Origin of the sequence: Arcicella aquatica (genome assembly GCF_034928825.1) — a bacterium.
GTDB lineage: Bacteria > Bacteroidota > Bacteroidia > Cytophagales > Spirosomataceae > Arcicella > Arcicella aquatica.
In genome coordinates this window covers 38,197-55,339 of the sequence record NZ_JAYFUL010000009.1, presented here as the reverse complement: position 1 = coordinate 55,339, position 17,143 = coordinate 38,197, and the positions used below count along the sequence as shown (strand labels likewise).

11 protein-coding genes are annotated in these 17,143 nt (G+C 34.3%); 4 read left to right on the top strand and 7 right to left on the bottom strand.

Going from position 1 to position 17,143, the window contains the following annotated elements:
* Window positions 1-36 precede the first annotated feature (36 nt).
* The 4 genes from VB264_RS07880 to VB264_RS07865 all read left to right on the top strand — a co-directional run bounded on the left by VB264_RS07880 (window position 37) and on the right by VB264_RS07865 (window position 7,408).
* Window positions 37-1,356 (top strand): SusE domain-containing protein, encoded by a 1,320-nt coding sequence (locus tag VB264_RS07880; RefSeq protein WP_323248246.1) that lies wholly within the window; start codon window positions 37-39, stop codon window positions 1,354-1,356.
* A gap of 242 nt (window positions 1,357-1,598) precedes the next feature.
* Entirely contained in the window at window positions 1,599-3,461 is a 1,863-nt protein-coding gene (locus VB264_RS07875) for a glycoside hydrolase family 13 protein (RefSeq protein ID WP_323248244.1), read from the top strand.
* A 442-nt stretch (window positions 3,462-3,903) separates the two neighbouring features.
* The gene (locus tag VB264_RS07870; protein ID WP_323248242.1) at window positions 3,904-5,670 is read left to right on the top strand and encodes a tetratricopeptide repeat-containing sensor histidine kinase; all 1,767 of its coding nucleotides are present in this window, start codon (window positions 3,904-3,906) and stop codon (window positions 5,668-5,670) included.
* On the top strand, window positions 5,663-7,408 hold the full coding sequence (locus VB264_RS07865) for an OmpL47-type beta-barrel domain-containing protein (protein WP_323248240.1): 1,746 nt from the start codon (window positions 5,663-5,665) through the stop codon (window positions 7,406-7,408). Before VB264_RS07870 ends, VB264_RS07865 begins: the two co-directional genes overlap by 8 nt.
* A 321-nt stretch (window positions 7,409-7,729) precedes the next feature.
* Here VB264_RS07865 and VB264_RS07860 read toward each other — a convergent pair whose 3' ends face one another.
* From VB264_RS07860 to VB264_RS07830, 7 genes are all read right to left on the bottom strand, one after another.
* Window positions 7,730-8,332 (bottom strand): Uma2 family endonuclease, encoded by a 603-nt coding sequence (locus VB264_RS07860; RefSeq protein ID WP_323248238.1) that lies wholly within the window; start codon window positions 8,330-8,332, stop codon window positions 7,730-7,732.
* A 123-nt stretch (window positions 8,333-8,455) separates the two neighbouring features.
* Complete coding sequence (locus tag VB264_RS07855; protein WP_323248237.1) at window positions 8,456-9,391, bottom strand: homoserine kinase; 936 nt, start codon at window positions 9,389-9,391, stop codon at window positions 8,456-8,458.
* Window positions 9,392-9,441: 50 nt separating this feature from the next.
* Entirely contained in the window at window positions 9,442-10,116 is a 675-nt protein-coding gene (locus VB264_RS07850) for a DUF4276 family protein (RefSeq protein ID WP_323248235.1), read from the bottom strand.
* 4 nt (window positions 10,117-10,120) lie between these two features.
* The gene (locus VB264_RS07845; protein ID WP_323248233.1) at window positions 10,121-11,521 is read right to left on the bottom strand and encodes an AAA family ATPase; all 1,401 of its coding nucleotides are present in this window, start codon (window positions 11,519-11,521) and stop codon (window positions 10,121-10,123) included.
* A gap of 99 nt (window positions 11,522-11,620) precedes the next feature.
* Window positions 11,621-11,869: a hypothetical protein gene (locus VB264_RS07840; RefSeq protein WP_323248231.1), complete on the bottom strand. Its 249-nt coding sequence runs from the start codon at window positions 11,867-11,869 to the stop codon at window positions 11,621-11,623.
* Window positions 11,870-11,891: 22 nt separating this feature from the next.
* Window positions 11,892-14,348 (bottom strand): bifunctional aspartate kinase/homoserine dehydrogenase I, encoded by a 2,457-nt coding sequence (gene thrA / locus VB264_RS07835; protein ID WP_323248229.1) that lies wholly within the window; start codon window positions 14,346-14,348, stop codon window positions 11,892-11,894.
* A gap of 369 nt (window positions 14,349-14,717) precedes the next feature.
* Window positions 14,718-17,090 (bottom strand): TonB-dependent receptor, encoded by a 2,373-nt coding sequence (locus VB264_RS07830; RefSeq protein WP_323248227.1) that lies wholly within the window; start codon window positions 17,088-17,090, stop codon window positions 14,718-14,720.
* Between the last annotated feature and the right edge of the window lie 53 nt (window positions 17,091-17,143).

Here is a 17,143-nt window from a genome sequence, read left to right as displayed (position 1 = left end):
CCTAAAGAACAACATTTAGACCAATAACATCAAACGATGAAAACGATACAAAAATTATTCCTAATGAGCCTTGTTTTTGTACTGGCTTGGGGATGTAAAAAAGACGAAGAAATAGCGGTATTAGATGCCAATGCTATTCCCGTTGTCACTTTATCATCAAGCAATCTTGTCTTGGATAAAGATAAAGCAGATACCGAAGTATTAACTGTTTCGTGGGCTAATCCCAACTATGGCTTTAAAGCGGCTCCATCTTATACCATATTAATTGATAAAAAGGGTGGCGACTTTACAAAAGCTGTTTCGTTAGTAACAGGAACTGCTTTGAAAAAAGTATTCAAGGCTTCTGAATTAAATGCCATATTATTGGGCTTTGGCTTTTTGCCAGGAGCGGCTAGTGACATTGACATTAAAGTGCAGTCGTCATTAGGAGCATCTACAGTATTGAGTTCGACTACTGGTAGCTTAAAAGCTACCCCCTACTCTGCTAAGCTTGACTTGAGTACTACTTGGGGCGTTGTAGGTAGTGCTGCTAACAATTGGGGGGCAACACCAGATTTGCCATTCTACAAAACAGATGTAGCTAATGTTTTAGTAGCGTATGTCATTTTGACTGATGGAGAAATTAAGTTCCGTCAGAATAACGACTGGACTGTTAACTTAGGTGGAAGTGCGGGTGTTTTGAGTGCAGGTGGTGACAATATTGCTGTAAAAGCGGGTACTTATAAAATAACATTAAACCCAACAGCCCTTACTTATAAAATCGAGAAATATGCTTGGGGAATTGTAGGAAGTGCAGCTAATGATTGGGGGGCAACACCAGATTTACCATTAAGTTATGACCCAACCGTTGACCTTTGGACGGGCATTGTTAATTTGATTGACGGAGAAATTAAAATCCGTAAAGACAGTGACTGGGGAACAAATTATGGTGGTGCAGGTGGCGTTTTGAAAGAAGGTGGTGATAACATCGTCGTGAAAAAAGGCACTTATTTAATCACGGTTGATTTCAAAAAATTAACCTATACTATTACGAAATATGCTCCTTGGGGAATTGTGGGTGCTGCTACAGCTACTGGCTGGGGCGATAAACCAGACCAGAAATTCACGTATGATTTGAGTACTGAAACTTGGGTATTGAAAGGCGTAGTATTGAAGGCTGACCAATTCAAATTTAGATTAAATGATGATTGGGGTACGAACTATGGCACTACAGCGGCGGCGGCTCAATTAATTGGTACAAGCGGTGCTTTAAAATTAGGTGGAGAGAATTTTATTGCAGTGGCTGGCACTTACGATTTTGAGCTCAATCTGAAAGATGCTGCAAATCCTACTTATAAGGCAACTAAAGTACAATAATTCATAATAAATTTAATGAAGCTGTTTAAACTTTCCGTTTCTGAGGTGAAAGTATTGTATTTTTGAATTGATTTTTTCAAAATTTGCGAAGCATAGCATCGCTACGTTGAGTAAATTTTGGAACAAGCTATGCTAAAAGACTTAGTTTAATCCGAAAGGGAAAGTTTAAACAGCTTCAATACTTAAATCTGCATAGCTTTGCTCATGCAGATTTTTTTTAGCTATTAAATCATACAAATACGATGAAAAAGACATTTCAACTATTTCTCTGTTTATGCTTGATGCAAAACGTAGTGGTTGCTCAAGAAAAAATTCAACATATCGAACCCTTGAACTGGTGGGTAGGTATGAAAAATCCTGCTTTACAATTATTAGTTCATGGAAAAAACATGACTGAATTTACACCTCATATCAACTATAAAGGAGTAACTATCAAAAAAGTCAACAAAGTAGAAAATCCAAATTATCTATTTATTGACCTTTTGATTGCCCCTGAGACAGTAGCAGGCAACGTAAAAATCGTTTTTAAAAACAGTAAAAAAGAATCATTTACGTATAACTACCAATTGTTGAAGAGACAGAGTAAGTCTGCAGAAAGAATAGGGTTTAATAGTAGTGATGTGATGTACATGATTACCCCTGATAGATTTGCTAATGGAAATCCGCTGAACGATAATGTGCCTTTATTCAAAGATAGCCTTAATCGCAAAAATTTAACAGGCAGGCATGGGGGTGATATTGAGGGAATCATTCAGCATTTAGACTATATTCAAAACTTAGGGATGACTGCCCTTTGGATAAATCCATTGGTGGAGAATAACCAACCTAAAACTTCATATCATGGCTATGCCATTACTAATTTCAGCAAAATTGATGCCCGATTCGGAACAAATGAGGATTATGTTCGGCTATCAAAAGAAGCTAAAAAGCATGGCATTAAGTTAGTAATGGATATGGTATTGAATCATTGTGGGTCTGAGCATTGGTGGATGAAGGATTTTCCTGCTAAAGATTGGGTGAATTTTCAAGACTCACCAAAGGTAATTTATTCGAGCCATCGACGTGAAAGTCTTCATGACCCTTATGCCGCTCAATACGACATCACATCGCACAGCGACGGTTGGTTTGACTCAACCATGCCTGACTTGAATCAACGAAATCCATTTATGGCAACTTACTTAATACAAAACTCAATTTGGTGGGTAGAGTATGCCGACTTGGGTGGTATCAGAATGGATACTTGGCCTTATCCAGACAAGAATTTTATGAGTGTTTGGAGCAAAAGAATGGGTGAAGAATATCCAAATTTTAATATTGTTGGCGAAGAATGGTCATTAAATCCAAGTATTGTATCAGCATGGCAAAAAGGTAAGGTCAACAAAAATGGATATGTATCGTATCTAAGAAGTTTGATGGACTTCCCGACTAATGCTGCTTTAATTGAAGCCTTGAATACTGACGAAAAAGTTTGGAATCAAGGTTTGGTGAGGCTCTATCAAACCATTGCAAATGACTTTGTTTACGCTAACCCGAACGATTTAGTGATTTTTCCAGATAATCATGATATGAGTCGTTTCTTCACCCAACTTCACGAAGATTATAACAAATTCAAAAATGGAATGGTATTTCTGCTGACTACTAGAGGAATCCCTCAGATTTATTATGGCACAGAAATCTTAATGACCAATCCCAAAAGTGATGAACATGGAGAAATCAGAAGTGATATGCCTGGCGGTTGGGATGGCGACAAAAAAAATGTATTCACCAATACGAATATGAGTACTGCCGAAACAAATGCTAAAAACTTTGTTAGTACTTTATTAAAATGGCGTAAAAACACGCCCGTGATACATTCAGGGAAATTGAAGCACTTCGCTCCTGAAAATGGATTTTATGTGCAATTCAGGTATAATGATAAGCAAAAAATCATGATTATTCTGAACAAGAATAATGAAGCCAAGACATTAGACATGGGTAAATTCAAAGAAATCATTCAGCCAACATTCCAAGCAAAAGATATTCTTAATAATCAAACTATTGAAGTAAATAATAGCTTGAACATTGCCCCGAATAGCCCGATGATTTTAGAAATTACTGAAAAATAACACCCTTCTTTAGTGCCTATTATTGTCTGGAAGAGCTATTTCAAACAATAATAGGCATCCTTTCAAACGTTCCTAAATTTTAATTATAGTCCTATTATCAGTACTTATGGCATAAAATTTGCTGTTTATTTCAACGTATAAACAATTATAGTATTGTCGTTAACTCATGTTATTTTTAATTCAAAAAAACAGCATGATTATTTGAATTAATTTACATTATCTTTGTAGTTATGAAAATTTTAATAACCAGCTACTATAAGGTTTACACTTTGATTTTCAAGAGATTAAGCATCGTCAAATTGATATAAATAACGTTTTCTACTAATTATCTAAAAGATAATTTATCTAAACCAATAAAAAATGAATGACTTAATACTCTTTTTTTACTGTATTAAAGGGCGTTGTTTATTTTAACTTCCCATTATTGACTTTTTGTTCGAGTATGTATCCAATAAAAATATATTGTAGCCTCTTTTTAATTATACTTGTTTCTTTTGGTTTTCAATTGAAGGCGCAGGTATTGCCTTTAAGCCGTTCTGATTCTGGACGTGTTATACAATTTCAATCACAATACGAAAATTTCATTGATGTAAATAACTACAAAGAAGCATCAAGAATGATGAATGAAATAGGTTTCATCTATTGGAATTATAACCAATATAAACGAGCCATTCCTTTCTATGAAAAAAGCTTAAATCTAAATATAAAAATTGAAAACAAAAATGGTAGTGCTATGATTCATAACAACTTGGGTATGCTCTATGCTGATGCCGAAGAATATGACAAAGCCTTGTACCATTTTACCCAAACACTGGCTGCCCGACGAGTTCAGAAAGAACCTTACAGTATTATCTCGTCATTAATCAACCGTTCTGTTGTTTATAACAATATAAAAAAATATAATCTTGCACTGAATGACTTAGACGAAGCACTGAATTTAGCGAGGGAGTTGAACGATATTAAACAAATGGCGAGTACTTATGCCATGTTGAGCGAAACTTATGAAAAAGCAGGTAATGTAGATGAATCCCTTAAGTATTTCAGTCTTTATAAATCCTTTCATGACCAATTACAGAAAAAGGAAGTAACCAAACTAGCCAGTGATTTAGAAGCCGAAAGTTTGAAAAAACAATTAGCCGAATCTATGGCTAAAACGAAAGAATTAGAACTAGAGAAAAACGAGATTAAGCTCAAAGAAAGTGGTAAGCAACTTCTGACTGCTAAACAAAAAAATATCAATCTTTATCAGGATCTTACCAATGCTGAAATGATTGTTGGATTACAAAAAAGAGATTTATTGATTGAAAAGGCAAATGCCGAAATAGCCCAAGCCCAAAATACAGTACTGGAAAAAGAGAATAAATACATTTTTATCATTACCAGCATTATTATTTTATTTGTGCTTGCTATTGCTACAATCGTGTATTTGAATAACGTAAAAATTAAAAAGCAAAATGAACAGTTATCAAAGCAAAATCAAGAAATAGCTGAACAAAAAGAGCAACTAACAATTTCAAACGATGTAAAGAACAAGATTTTCTCTATCATCGCACATGACCTTCGTGGTCCGATTGCCTCTTTACAAAGCTTCTTTGTGATTATAGAAGAAGATTATTATGACGATATTCCAGAAGACCTGAAAGAAATTTTAAATCAGTTAAAAACCGATAATGCTCAGGTTTCAACAATTTTAGATAATCTTTTGAACTGGGCAAAAACACAAATGGCTGAACTTAAGCCAAAAATTCAGACAGTAAACATTCATGATATAGTTGAAGAAAACATTAACTTACTTCAACGTATTGCTGAAGTAAAAGAGATTGTTCTTATCAATGAAGTATCAGCTCAATTAAAGGCTAGTTCCGATATTGAAATGACCAAAATTGTTATGCGCAATTTGATTCAAAATGCCATCAAATTCACAAAAGCAAGAGGTACTATTAAAATACAAGCTAAGTACAGCGGTGAAAACGTAGAAATCGTAGTAATTGATAGTGGCGTAGGCATGAATGAAGAAAAACTAAAAACATTATTTAATCTTAAAAGTAATAAATCAACCTATGGAACTAACAAAGAAAAAGGTACTGGCTTAGGTTTGGTACTCTGCAATGACTTTATTAAAATTTGTGGAGGTAAACTTAAAGTTGAAAGTGAATTAAATGTAGGAACCACTATTACCGTAACCTTGAATAAAACAAAAGATGCGTAAACACATAATACTAAACACAATTATTTTGATAGTAATGGCTTTTGCTGCCGTTGCTCAGACTAGTAAGCCTAAACATTATACTGATAGTACATCAGGTAAATTGTATTGGAACAAGAAGTTGCCAGTTTATATCTGGGTATCCACCACTCCCGACCATGCGGAAAAGTTATTGAACAAATCTCCTAACCAAAAATATTCATTCCCTTTCTATTTGGATACAGAAGGAGTAAATTATATTCGTTCAAAAAATGCTATTGACCCAGAAACGAGGGTTGCTGTTGAGCCTCCACAGGAAGTAAGATTAGAAATCTATGCAGATGGAATTGCACCTGAAACGGGCATTTCTTTATTCAATGGATCTAAGAAATATGTTAATGCCGAAGGAAAGATTTTCTATGGTCCTTTTGTAAGCTTTAGTTTATCAGCTAACGATAAAACAAGTGGTGTAGAAACAGTTTTTTATGCCATCAATAATACTTCCTTTGAAGCGTATAAATCTGAAAAAAAGATAGCTACACAAGGCAACTATGTGTTGAAATACTACGCAACTGATAATGTAGGAAATGCTAGCACAATGCAACAAGAAACATTTACGGTTGATAATACGCCTCCTTTTACAAATTTGACTGTAAATGGTGTTACTGATGATAAAGTAATTTCATTCACCAGTAGGCTATATTTCAATACTGAAGATAGTATTTCAGGATTGAAAGGTACTTATTACAAATTCGATGATGGTGCCATACAGCCTTATGATGGAAAAAGTATTCCTTTTTCTGTTTTATCTGAAGGAAAACATACCTTGTATTACTACTCAACCGATAACGTAAATAACCAAGAGAAAGAAAGAAAATTTGATTTCTTCCTAGATAAAAGTTCTCCTTTGATGGCTACAGATATATTAGGAGATAGATTTATTGCTAACAATACTGTTTATTTCTCTGGAAAAACAAAACTAAAATTAACAGCGATAGACAATAAAGTTGGTATTAAGGAAGTAAAATATTCAATTGATAATCAACCATTTGTTAATTATAATAATCCATTCTATTTGCCAAGTATCTCTGGTATGCACAATATCAGATATTATTCTGTTGATAATTTAAATAATCAAACTACAAGCTTAAACGGAGCTGGCTATGAAGAATTTAAACATAATATCAGTAAAGTATATGTAGATTTAACAGGACCAAATCTTCAACATGAAATCATTGGTGATATTGTTACAAGAAGAGATACGATGCTACTTGGACCTAATAATTTTATCCAGTTGAAAGCAAATGACCCTGAGTCTGGTTTACAAAAAATCACGTATAATTTTGATGGCAAGTTAATTGAGAATGATTATACTAAACCAATCAAGATGACAGAAAAAGGTGTTCATAAGTTTGATTACTATGGATATGATAATGTAAACAATAGAAACTTTGCTTCATTCGTCTTTGTAAGTGATATTGAAGGCCCTGAGCTTTTCACTTTCTGGACAGTTGGTAGTATTAATACGACTAAACAAGGTATTGATATTTATCCATCAACAGTGGGCTTTACGCTAGCAGGAACGGATGTATTGGCTGGTTTAAAATCAATCACTTATAGTATTAATGGACAAGCACCAAAAGTCTATCTTAATACGATTGGTGGCTTCAAAGCCAATACCAAATATACGGTTAAGATAACAGGTACTGATTATTTGGGTAATCAATCATTTAAGGAAGTAACCTTTATGACTGGTAAATAATGATTATCAAAAATATTAACACAAACATGAGTCATCCCGAATTTTAAAATCATAAAAAAGCGGTCGAAATTTGTTTTTCGACCGCTTTTTTATGATTGATGGGTAACGAATTCCTACTGTTTGAGCGAAGCGAGTCGGTTCGCCGATGCGATTAGGAATTCTTGATTTTTTTACGGTCCGCCGTTGCGGTTACTTTTTGCATCAAGGCAAAAAGTAAGGGCGAGAATAAATCCAAAAAACATTAAAATCTTTTAAAACTTGCTTTTCCAAGAGAAAATTCGGGATGACTCATGTTTTATGTTCTTCTAACAAGTATTCTATCTATGCTTGAGGGGCATTTTCTTCCTCAATAACAAACTGAATACCTTCGTATATATCATCTAAAGTAATTGATGTTTCTAAGGCTGGTAATTGAATTACGTCTGTCAATTTATCAAAAAAGTTGAATTCAAACGTTTGAGAATTTTCTTTTCGCTGATAGCATTCTACCAAAGCTGTATTTTGATGCACCATCAAATAATATTGTAGCGAAGGCAAAGCAGTATATTGTCTAAATTTTTTATTTCTATCTACCTCCTCTGTACTTTCAGAAAGTACTTCAACAATCAGTACGGGTTCTGTTACATGTCGAATATCTTTGATAGTATCAGAAGCTGAAACAACAACATCCGGATAACGATAAATTCTTCTTTCTCGAACAATAGTACGAACATCGTGTCCAAACATTCTGAATCCTTTTTTTCTTAAAGTTTTTTGCAAGGCTACAACGAAATTTTGGGCAATTTCATTGGCATCTAAGGTTTCTCCAGGCATAGGTATTAATATCCCGTCTTCATATTCATGACGGATTTCTGAGTGATTCTCGATTTCGAAATACTCCTCAACGCTATATATTCGTGCTGAAACTTCTATTAAATCGCTCATTGTAGATGTTAATTAATGTTTTTAAAAACATAAAAAGTTTATGAATAATAAGAATGAGAGACATTACCTCAAAAACTTATCACTCATAATCTAAATTAATACTTTTTATCTATAAAGTCAATATCAACCTAAAACCACTGGGCCAGCTTGATTAATGCCCGATACATAACATTCAGAACCAATTCCTACTTTTGCAAATCCATCTTGCATGGCTTTTCCTACCCTATTTGCTGTAAATAAATCTTTCGACAAAGCAAACATTGATGGCCCTGAACCAGAAATAGAACAGCCCAACGCTCCATTATCTAAAGCGGCATTCTTCACGTCATCAAACTGCGGAATCAAGATAGAACGAATCGGCTCTATGATTACATCTACTAAACTTCTTGAAATTAAGTCATAATCTGGCAACATAAAACCTGCTACTAAACCCGCTACATTTCCCATTTGTGTGATGGTATTTTTCAAAGAAATTTCACGCTTCAAAATATTACGGGCATCTTTAGTATTAACTTCTATATGTGGATGAACAATGGTCGCATACAATTCTTTTGGAGTACGCAACTGAATAATATCAAGTGGGTCATACGAGCGAATGACAACAAAACCGCCCATCAAACTTGGTCCAACATTATCAGCATGAGCAGACCCACAGGCGATGAATTCGCCTTCCATGGCGAAGGGTAATAAATCTTTTTGGGCTAAAGGCTTACCAAGTAATTCGTTTGCTGCAAAAACGCCTGCTACAGCCGAAGCCGCAGAAGAACCCAAGCCAGAACCTAAAGGCATTAATTTTTTAAGCTCCATTTCAAATCCTTGCCCTTCTTCGCCAATCGCTTCTAAAAATTTAATAATAGCAATACCAGCCGTATTTTTTTCAGCCGCCAAAGGCAAACGCCCATCATCGCCTTCAATTTTTAAAATTTTGACACCCTTTGTATCAGATTTTCTTAATATGATTTCGTCACCTGGATTATCTACGGCAAAACCGAAAATATCAAAACCACAAGCCACATTCGCCACCGTAGCTGGGGCAAAAACTTTTATTGAATTTGTCATTAATTAGTTTATTCCACAGAAAATTAAATTATAGATATTAAGTATTTCAATTAATACAAAAAACCTAATTCTCTAAATGCACTTTTTAAACTTTCTTTAAATTTACGGAAAGAGTCTAAGTTTTCTAATTGACTTAACTCTATCTTTTGACCTATAATTTGGTACAATTCTGAAATATCTAATCCTCTATTTCTTTTTCTTCTTGTTAAATCACTTTGAACAATTCGAATTGCATTTATAATCGTTTCTTTGGGATCTGCAATATCTTGAGGCATCGGATGAATACCTAAATCAAAGTTATTTTTTTGTGTGCCAATCTCACTTTTTAACAAATCTTTATCAGCTAACATCCATGCTTCTGTCATGTGAACGGGGATAACAGAGACTAATATTTTGCAATATTCTGTTTCATTTTGTTCTTTTAATCTATTGATAGCAGGAGTAATTTTAGATTCCATTACTCTTGAATCAGTGTAATAATCTGCATCAGTGTGAACGCAAAGTAGCGTAATACCATATTCATTAAATCCTTTTCGAGAAGCTTCTAACACTTGGTCAACAAAGCCAAGACCTAATTTATTTATTTCAATCGTTTTTACTTGGGTTTCTATTTGTCCTTGGCAATCAAATGCTACATCTTCTAAAGTTTTTCTAACAACACTCTCTAAAAAGCGAACATCAGTAGTACCTTCGGTGAAAAGTCCTGCAAAAATCTGTCTATTCATACATTTATTCTTTATAAGGTGTATTTTCAAATTCAGACGTCCTTAAATATTCCTCAACAGTTGCTAATGTTAGTTTTTTCTCTTGTTCACTATACACAATGGTAGTTTGATAACTTCCTTGTTTTATTACCGGGTTAATTTTAGTAATATTCATTTTAAGTCGTTCTTCACCAATATTGAAGATACTTGTTCTCATTTGAGCATACCATAAACTTACATTTTGGTCTTTTTCCCATCTGTGCATGTTACCCACTAAAACAGGAGAGTGTGTATTAACAATAACCTGACGAAGTGGTAAATCAATATCATTAAAATCAACACTTAAATCTTTTAACAGCTTGGTCATTGCCTTAATACGAAAAGGGTGAATACCATTTTCAGGTTCTTCAAAACACAGTAAACCCGTATGTTTATCGTCAAACTCTAAAATACATAAAGCTAAAATTCTTAAAGTACCCTCAGAAAGAACCCTTGATGAAAACTCTTTTTTATCAATATCTTTTAATTTAATTAAATATTGTTTGTTTTCATTATCATCAATCACATCAACTTCTGTGAAGTTTGGCAAAAAAGTATTTAGTTTTCTAGAAATTTCTTTAAGGCTGTATGAATCAGCTTGTTTTATTCGGTACAATGCAGCCGCTAAATTTTTACCACTTGTTGTAATAGTATCCCCTCCTCTATTTTTACTGGTTGCTTGTCTTAAATCTTCAGGATTAAGTTGTAAAAATTTCCAACTTTTCATTTCTTCTTTTGCCGCTAAAACATGGGGAAAGTCAATTGTATCAAAACTACTTAAAACTGTTCTAGTAGCATTATTCAGTGGAAATCTCCTTTTATTACCTTGTGAGCCATCCTGCGGAACTAATACAGTTGAAATATTTTCTTCTATGGTTGTTTCAATGTAAGCTACCCCTCTTTTTCCTGTAGCTACTTTGGGTCTCCAATTATCGAGGCTTATTTTGGAGATTATTCTAACCCATTTATCTTCATTATGATTTAATTTCACTAAACTTTCCCTCGTTACCTCTAAGTCTTCCATACCTGAGTAATTTGTAAATCGCCTAATAGTCAATTCATAACGAAGTCTTGTATATTTTAGCTCTGCTTCACTTCCCCATGCATCTTTCACATTCCGATTCACTAACATTTCGACAGCAAAGTGAATCTCGTTAGCATATTTATCATCTCCATATTGAGTGAACATCTCTATAAATTCACCTCGTTGTTCACTAAACGCCCGCTTTAAATTATCCGTTTCAGCCAATCGTGACAACAAAGTCAAGGCATCAAAAAGATTACTTTTTCCAGAAGCATTTGCTCCTGCGATAACAGTAAAAGGAGTAAATTCCATTTCAAAGTCATGAAAGGATTTAAAGCCATTTATTTTTATATATGTTATCATCTTTTCTTTTTATTCAACCTAAAATATAATGAAATTCTAACAAATAGTAAGACATTCAGTAATAACAGAAATTTTGTTGACTGTTGAACGTCTCTTCTTCTAATTTTCTTCTTTAAGCTCATTCATCATTTCATCAAAAGTCTGCAACTCAATCTTACCTTGCTGATGCAAATCTACTTGTACTAATGCCTCTTTTAAGTCTTCAACAAATTCTCTTTGTTCAGGAGTAAGTCGCTTTTTAGTCTTCTTAGTACTGCTGTCTTCCTTTACTTGGAAGTGCAAAGTCTTCGCTAATTCCTGAATTAACGTAATATGTTTGGGCTGAACATTTTCTAAAATAAGGTTCATAATCGTAAGATTTTAACTGTAATTAAGCCAAATAACTCCCAATCGCAACAATATCTGCAAATACGCCTGATGCCGTTACTTCTGCTCCTGCTCCTGGCCCTTTAATCACCAATGGGCGGTCATGATAACGTTTTGTGGTGAACGAAATCACATTGTCAGCACCATCCATCATATAAAACGGATGTGTTTTTCCGATACTTCTTACACCAATTGTAATCTTATTGTTTTCTAAAGTAGCGATAAATCTTAATACTTCTCCTTTTGCTTCTGCTTCGTTTACCATTCCTTCAAAATAACTATTAGATACTTCCAACTCCTTGAAGAAATCCTCTACCGTAGGTGCTGTTTCACAATTTTCTGGCAATAATTTCAAGATTTCAACATCTTCTGGTTCAAGACGTAAACCTATTTCTCTCCCTAAAATCAAAATCTTACGGGCTACGTCCATTCCACTTAAATCTTCACGTGGGTCTGGTTCTGTATAACCTTTTACCTTAGCCTCGCGAACGATATCTGCAAATTTTACGCCTGCTTTGAAATTATTGAAGATATAAGATAAAGTACCAGATAATACGCCTTCTATTTTCTCAAATCTATCTCCCGACGAAATCAAACCTTGTAACGTATTAATAACGGGTAAGCCTGCTCCTACATTGGTTTCATACAAGAACTTCACTCCTTTTTTCAAGGCTGTTCTATGCAATAAAGCATAGTCTTCATAACGACCAGAATTGGCTACTTTATTAGGCGTTACTACCGAAATATTGGCTTCGAATAAGCCTAAGTAGTAATTATGAATCTCTTTATTGGCTGTACAATCTGCAAAGATTGAATTAGGTAAATTTAATCTTTTTGCTTCTTCTACAAATGCCCAAATCTCAGCAGGTTTCCCTTTCCCGTCACGTTCTTCTTCCCAATTTTCCATCGGAATTCCTTGTGCATCAATCAGCATTTTCTTAGAATTCATTACTCCTACTAAATTAATCTTCAAGGCTTTGTATTTAGAAAGATAATTTTCTTGTCCTTGTATTTGTTCCAAGAGTGCTTTTCCTATCAAACCTGTTCCTACAAGGAAAAGGTTCAACGTTTTTGCTTGCGAGAAGAAGAAAGAATCATGGATAACATTCAATGCTTTTGAAATGTCTTTCTTCTCAATTACTACTGAAATATTTAATTCTGAAGACCCTTGAGCTGTCGCTACGATATTAATACCGTTCTTGCCTAATACCGAAAACAGTTTACCGCTTACCCCTGTATGGCGACGCATTCCCTCTCCTACCACGGCTATTACCGAAAGGTTTTCTTGAATGTCTATACCTTCTACATCACCATCAGCAATTTCTGTTTTGAACTCATCTTCTAGTAAAGCTTTTACTGCTACTGATGCAGATGGTTCTATGGCAAAACAGATAGAGTGTTCAGAAGATGCTTGAGAAATCAGGATAACCGATATTTTGTGTTTTGCTAATACGGTAAATAATTTAGCGGAAACACCCGCAACACCAATCATACCAGAGCCTTGTAAGTTGACCAAAGCCAGATTATCAATCGAGCTGATACCCGTGATGATGTATTCAGACGATTCGGCAGTACGGTTAACAACCGTTCCGATAAAGTCTGTATTAAATGTATTTAGAACCCTAATCGGGATATTTTTTGTAAAAGCAGGTTGTAATGATGGTGGATAAATTACTTTTGCCCCAAAGTGGGTCAATTCCATTGCCTCCGCATAAGTAATCGTTGGAATGGTGAAGGCATTTTTCACCTTTCTAGGGTCAGCAGTCATCATTCCATCTACATCAGTCCAAATTTCAATTTCTGAAGCATTCAAAGCCGCTCCGAAAATGGAACCCGTATAATCAGAACCTCCACGCCCCAATGTTGTTGTTTCTCCTTTTTCGGTTGAACCAATAAAGCCTGTAATCAACTGAAGAGACCTTGTTTTTGAAAAATGTTCCTGAATCAGGCGATTGGTCACTTCAAAATTCACAGCTGCCATGCCAAAATTGGCATCAGTTCTTATTACTTTACGCGCATCTAAAAACTGACAGTCAACTCCTTGTGCATGAAGAATTTCATGAATTAATGTGGTTGAAAGTCGCTCTCCAAAACTTACAATCAAGTCGGATGTTCGGGCAGAGATTTCACGAATCAAAGAAACACCTTTCAGTAGGTCTTCTAATTCATTAATAATGGTACGAATATTAGCAAATACTTTCGACTGAGATTTTACGTCAATTAATGCACGTACAACTGTGAAATGACGGTCTTCAATTCCCTTTACAATGTCGAAGTAAGATGTATCATTCGTAGAAGCTAAGTCTCCTGCTTTCAACAATTGGTTGGTTACCCCTCCCATTGCCGAAAATACGGCTGCAATTCTTTCCTCTTTAGCTTGCTTGCTTTTAATAATCCCTAATACTGCTTTGATACTTTCAGTAGTACCACAAGAAGTTCCTCCAAATTTTAAAACTTTCATAATGATTTAATTGATTGAGTGGTATGGGATGAATATTTTCCTCCTATATTCACTCCGACTGCTTTACAACAGCAGGTTTTTTATTTGATAATTTTATGAGCGACAAATATACCAATACTCTACTAGTTTTAAAGAATAAAGGGCAGAATCTTACTTAGATTTATCGCGATTCTTGATAAAATTCATTCAAAGTGATTGTTGACTTGAATATTATTTTGGTGTAATCTTAGAAAATTTCTAACCAATTGATTCCTTCTGATCATTTTCCAAAGCCATTTTCATTTATTAGGAGGTTGTAATGGTTATAAAAAAGAAAAAAGCTCCACATTGAATGTGAAGCTTTTCTAAAAATTTTACTTTTGTACATTACTACCATTTATACGCTACAGTAAGTGAGAACATTCTTGGTGCTATCGGATTTACTGAGTTATCATCATGAATATTATAGCTCATTTCATTTAGAATATTGGATACTTTTCCTCTAACTGAATACTTTTTGAAATTGTATCCGATACTTGCATCTATTTGTGTATAAGCATTTACTGTAATCAATTTAAAAGCATCGTTCGCAACAGTTAATCTTGTTGAGCGACCAGCAACTCTTTCTCCAAAATACATTGCTGTTAATCCAAGATTCAACCCTTTTAATTTAGTACCTGAGAAGGTATAATAGATACTCGAATTGGCTGTATGATTTGGATTGTATCTTAATAAACTTCCTACGATGTAAATATTACTTTTTGTATATTTTGTTTCGTTATAACTGTAACCAGCCATTAATGAAAACCCTAAAAATGGCTTACTTTTCAAATCAACTTCAACTCCTTGGCTAGTTACTTCACCTGCTAGCTCTTTGATATTAGCATTGCTATTAGCCTTACCGTCTTTATCAAATAATGCTGTTTGAGCCAAATTACTGTTTTTGATTTGATAAACCGTAACGTTTGCAGAAACTAAACCATTGAATAATTCATTTTTCATACCCAATTCTATTTGGTCAATCAATGATGGTTTAAGAGCTGTTCCATAAATATCAACACCAGTATTCAAGGTAAAGGAATTTGAGTAACTACTGAAGAAAGCCATACGCTTATTCGGTTGATACACCAAACCTAAACGTGGAGAAAGGGCATCATCATAAGCAGAAGATTCTGCTGTTGCATTTGTTTTTACAGTTAGTACAGAACTTTTTGTTTCTTGATAGCTATAACGTAAACCAGCTAAGAATTTGAATTTATCTGAAAAACTTATCAAATCTTGTGCATAAACACCTACACGATTCACAGGTGCAGTAGTAATTGTATTGGTAGCTAAGTTTGGTCTATCGCTACGTTTGTCGATAATTTCAGCATTAAATACATTGATGGTGTCATAAACTGCTGATGTAAATGAAGTAGTTTTAGTATTATAGCTATCAACATCAGTACCTATCAAAACATTATGTTCAATTTTCCCTGTTTTGAACTGCCCTGTTAAATCAACTTGCCCCATAAAATATTTTTCATCAACTTCAGAGCGTTGGATACTTCTTACCAAGTTACCATTTGCTGCAATGGTAGTTGGGCGAGTTGTAGCAAATAATTCACTTTGATAAGCTCTATAAGCACCAGTTCCTGAAATTTTCCAGTTATTATTAATTTGATGATTAATGGTAACGTTAGCTGATTGTTGTTTAATGTCGAAATAAGACCACTTCACACCGATGAATTTTTCACGAGGTAAATCTGTAATAACATAATTAATAGCTCCAATACCAAAATCAGCAGTTCTACGGTCTTTCATATAGTCACCCTCTAAGATAATTTCAGTTTTATCACTCAATTTGAACAATAAAGAAGGATTAACATATACTCTTTCTGAATTTACATTTTCACGGAAACTATTCCCTTTTTCATAAGTCCCATTGATACGATAAGCTACATTTTTACTTCCAAGTATAGAACCGTATAAATCGACAATGGGTTTGTAAAAGTCATAAGAACCTAAACGCATTGAAACCGACCCACCCGATTCAAATTTTGGTTTTTTAGTTACTAAGTTTAAAATACCACCTGCTGCAACGTTTCCGAATAAGATAGCAGTACTTCCTTTCATGATTTCTACTTTTTCTATTGAGGACATTTCAGGTAAAGTTCCATTAAAATATCTAGCTCCATTTTTAAAAGTATTTGAACTCCCAAAAGCAAAACCGCGTCCCGCAATTTCTTCTTGATAACCACCCGTATTCCCCATGATATACACCCCGTTGGCATTCATTAAGGCGTCACTTAAACGTAATACTTGTTGGCGTTCCAATACAGTTCTATCAATTGTAGCAACTGCTTGCGGTAAATCCATTGGTTTAATAGCAATTTTACCAATGGTTACAACTTTCTCATTTGCCGATTGTACTCCCATTACAGTTACCTCAGATAGTTCATTTGAACCTTCTTCTAAAGAGAAATTGGTTTCGCTTACTGCACCAGCTTTAACATTTACTTTACTTTCTAAGGTTTTAAGCCCTACAAATTGCATCACTAATGTTACTTGTCCAGCATTTATATTTTTAATGAGGAACTCTCCATCTTCGTTAGAGATAGCTCCTAGTTTTGTTTCTTTGATGCTAATATTTACAAATTGAATGGGTTCGCCGCTTTTATCAGTTACTTTTCCTTTAATACTTCCAGTCTGAGCAAAAGAAACAGCACTTCCAGTAACTAAAAAAAGAATTACTAAGTAGAAAGATTTAATAGAGTTTTTCATGTTTATTATTTTATTTGGACTAATTCTAAGCATTTAATCAAAAAATATATTTG

What these genes read in the sequence shown, in the direction of transcription:
- VB264_RS07880 (WP_323248246.1), top strand. Translation starts at nt 37, where the DNA reads ATGAAAACGATACAAAAATTATTCCTAATGAGCCTTGTTTTTGTACTG.
- VB264_RS07875 (WP_323248244.1), top strand. Translation starts at nt 1,599, where the DNA reads ATGAAAAAGACATTTCAACTATTTCTCTGTTTATGCTTGATGCAAAAC.
- VB264_RS07870 (WP_323248242.1), top strand. Translation starts at nt 3,904, where the DNA reads ATGTATCCAATAAAAATATATTGTAGCCTCTTTTTAATTATACTTGTT.
- VB264_RS07865 (WP_323248240.1), top strand. Translation starts at nt 5,663, where the DNA reads ATGCGTAAACACATAATACTAAACACAATTATTTTGATAGTAATGGCT.
- VB264_RS07860 (WP_323248238.1), bottom strand. Translation starts at nt 8,332, where the DNA reads ATGAGCGATTTAATAGAAGTTTCAGCACGAATATATAGCGTTGAGGAG.
- VB264_RS07855 (WP_323248237.1), bottom strand. Translation starts at nt 9,391, where the DNA reads ATGACAAATTCAATAAAAGTTTTTGCCCCAGCTACGGTGGCGAATGTG.
- VB264_RS07850 (WP_323248235.1), bottom strand. Translation starts at nt 10,116, where the DNA reads ATGAATAGACAGATTTTTGCAGGACTTTTCACCGAAGGTACTACTGAT.
- VB264_RS07845 (WP_323248233.1), bottom strand. Translation starts at nt 11,521, where the DNA reads ATGATAACATATATAAAAATAAATGGCTTTAAATCCTTTCATGACTTT.
- VB264_RS07840 (WP_323248231.1), bottom strand. Translation starts at nt 11,869, where the DNA reads ATGAACCTTATTTTAGAAAATGTTCAGCCCAAACATATTACGTTAATT.
- thrA (WP_323248229.1), bottom strand. Translation starts at nt 14,348, where the DNA reads ATGAAAGTTTTAAAATTTGGAGGAACTTCTTGTGGTACTACTGAAAGT.
- VB264_RS07830 (WP_323248227.1), bottom strand. Translation starts at nt 17,090, where the DNA reads ATGAAAAACTCTATTAAATCTTTCTACTTAGTAATTCTTTTTTTAGTT.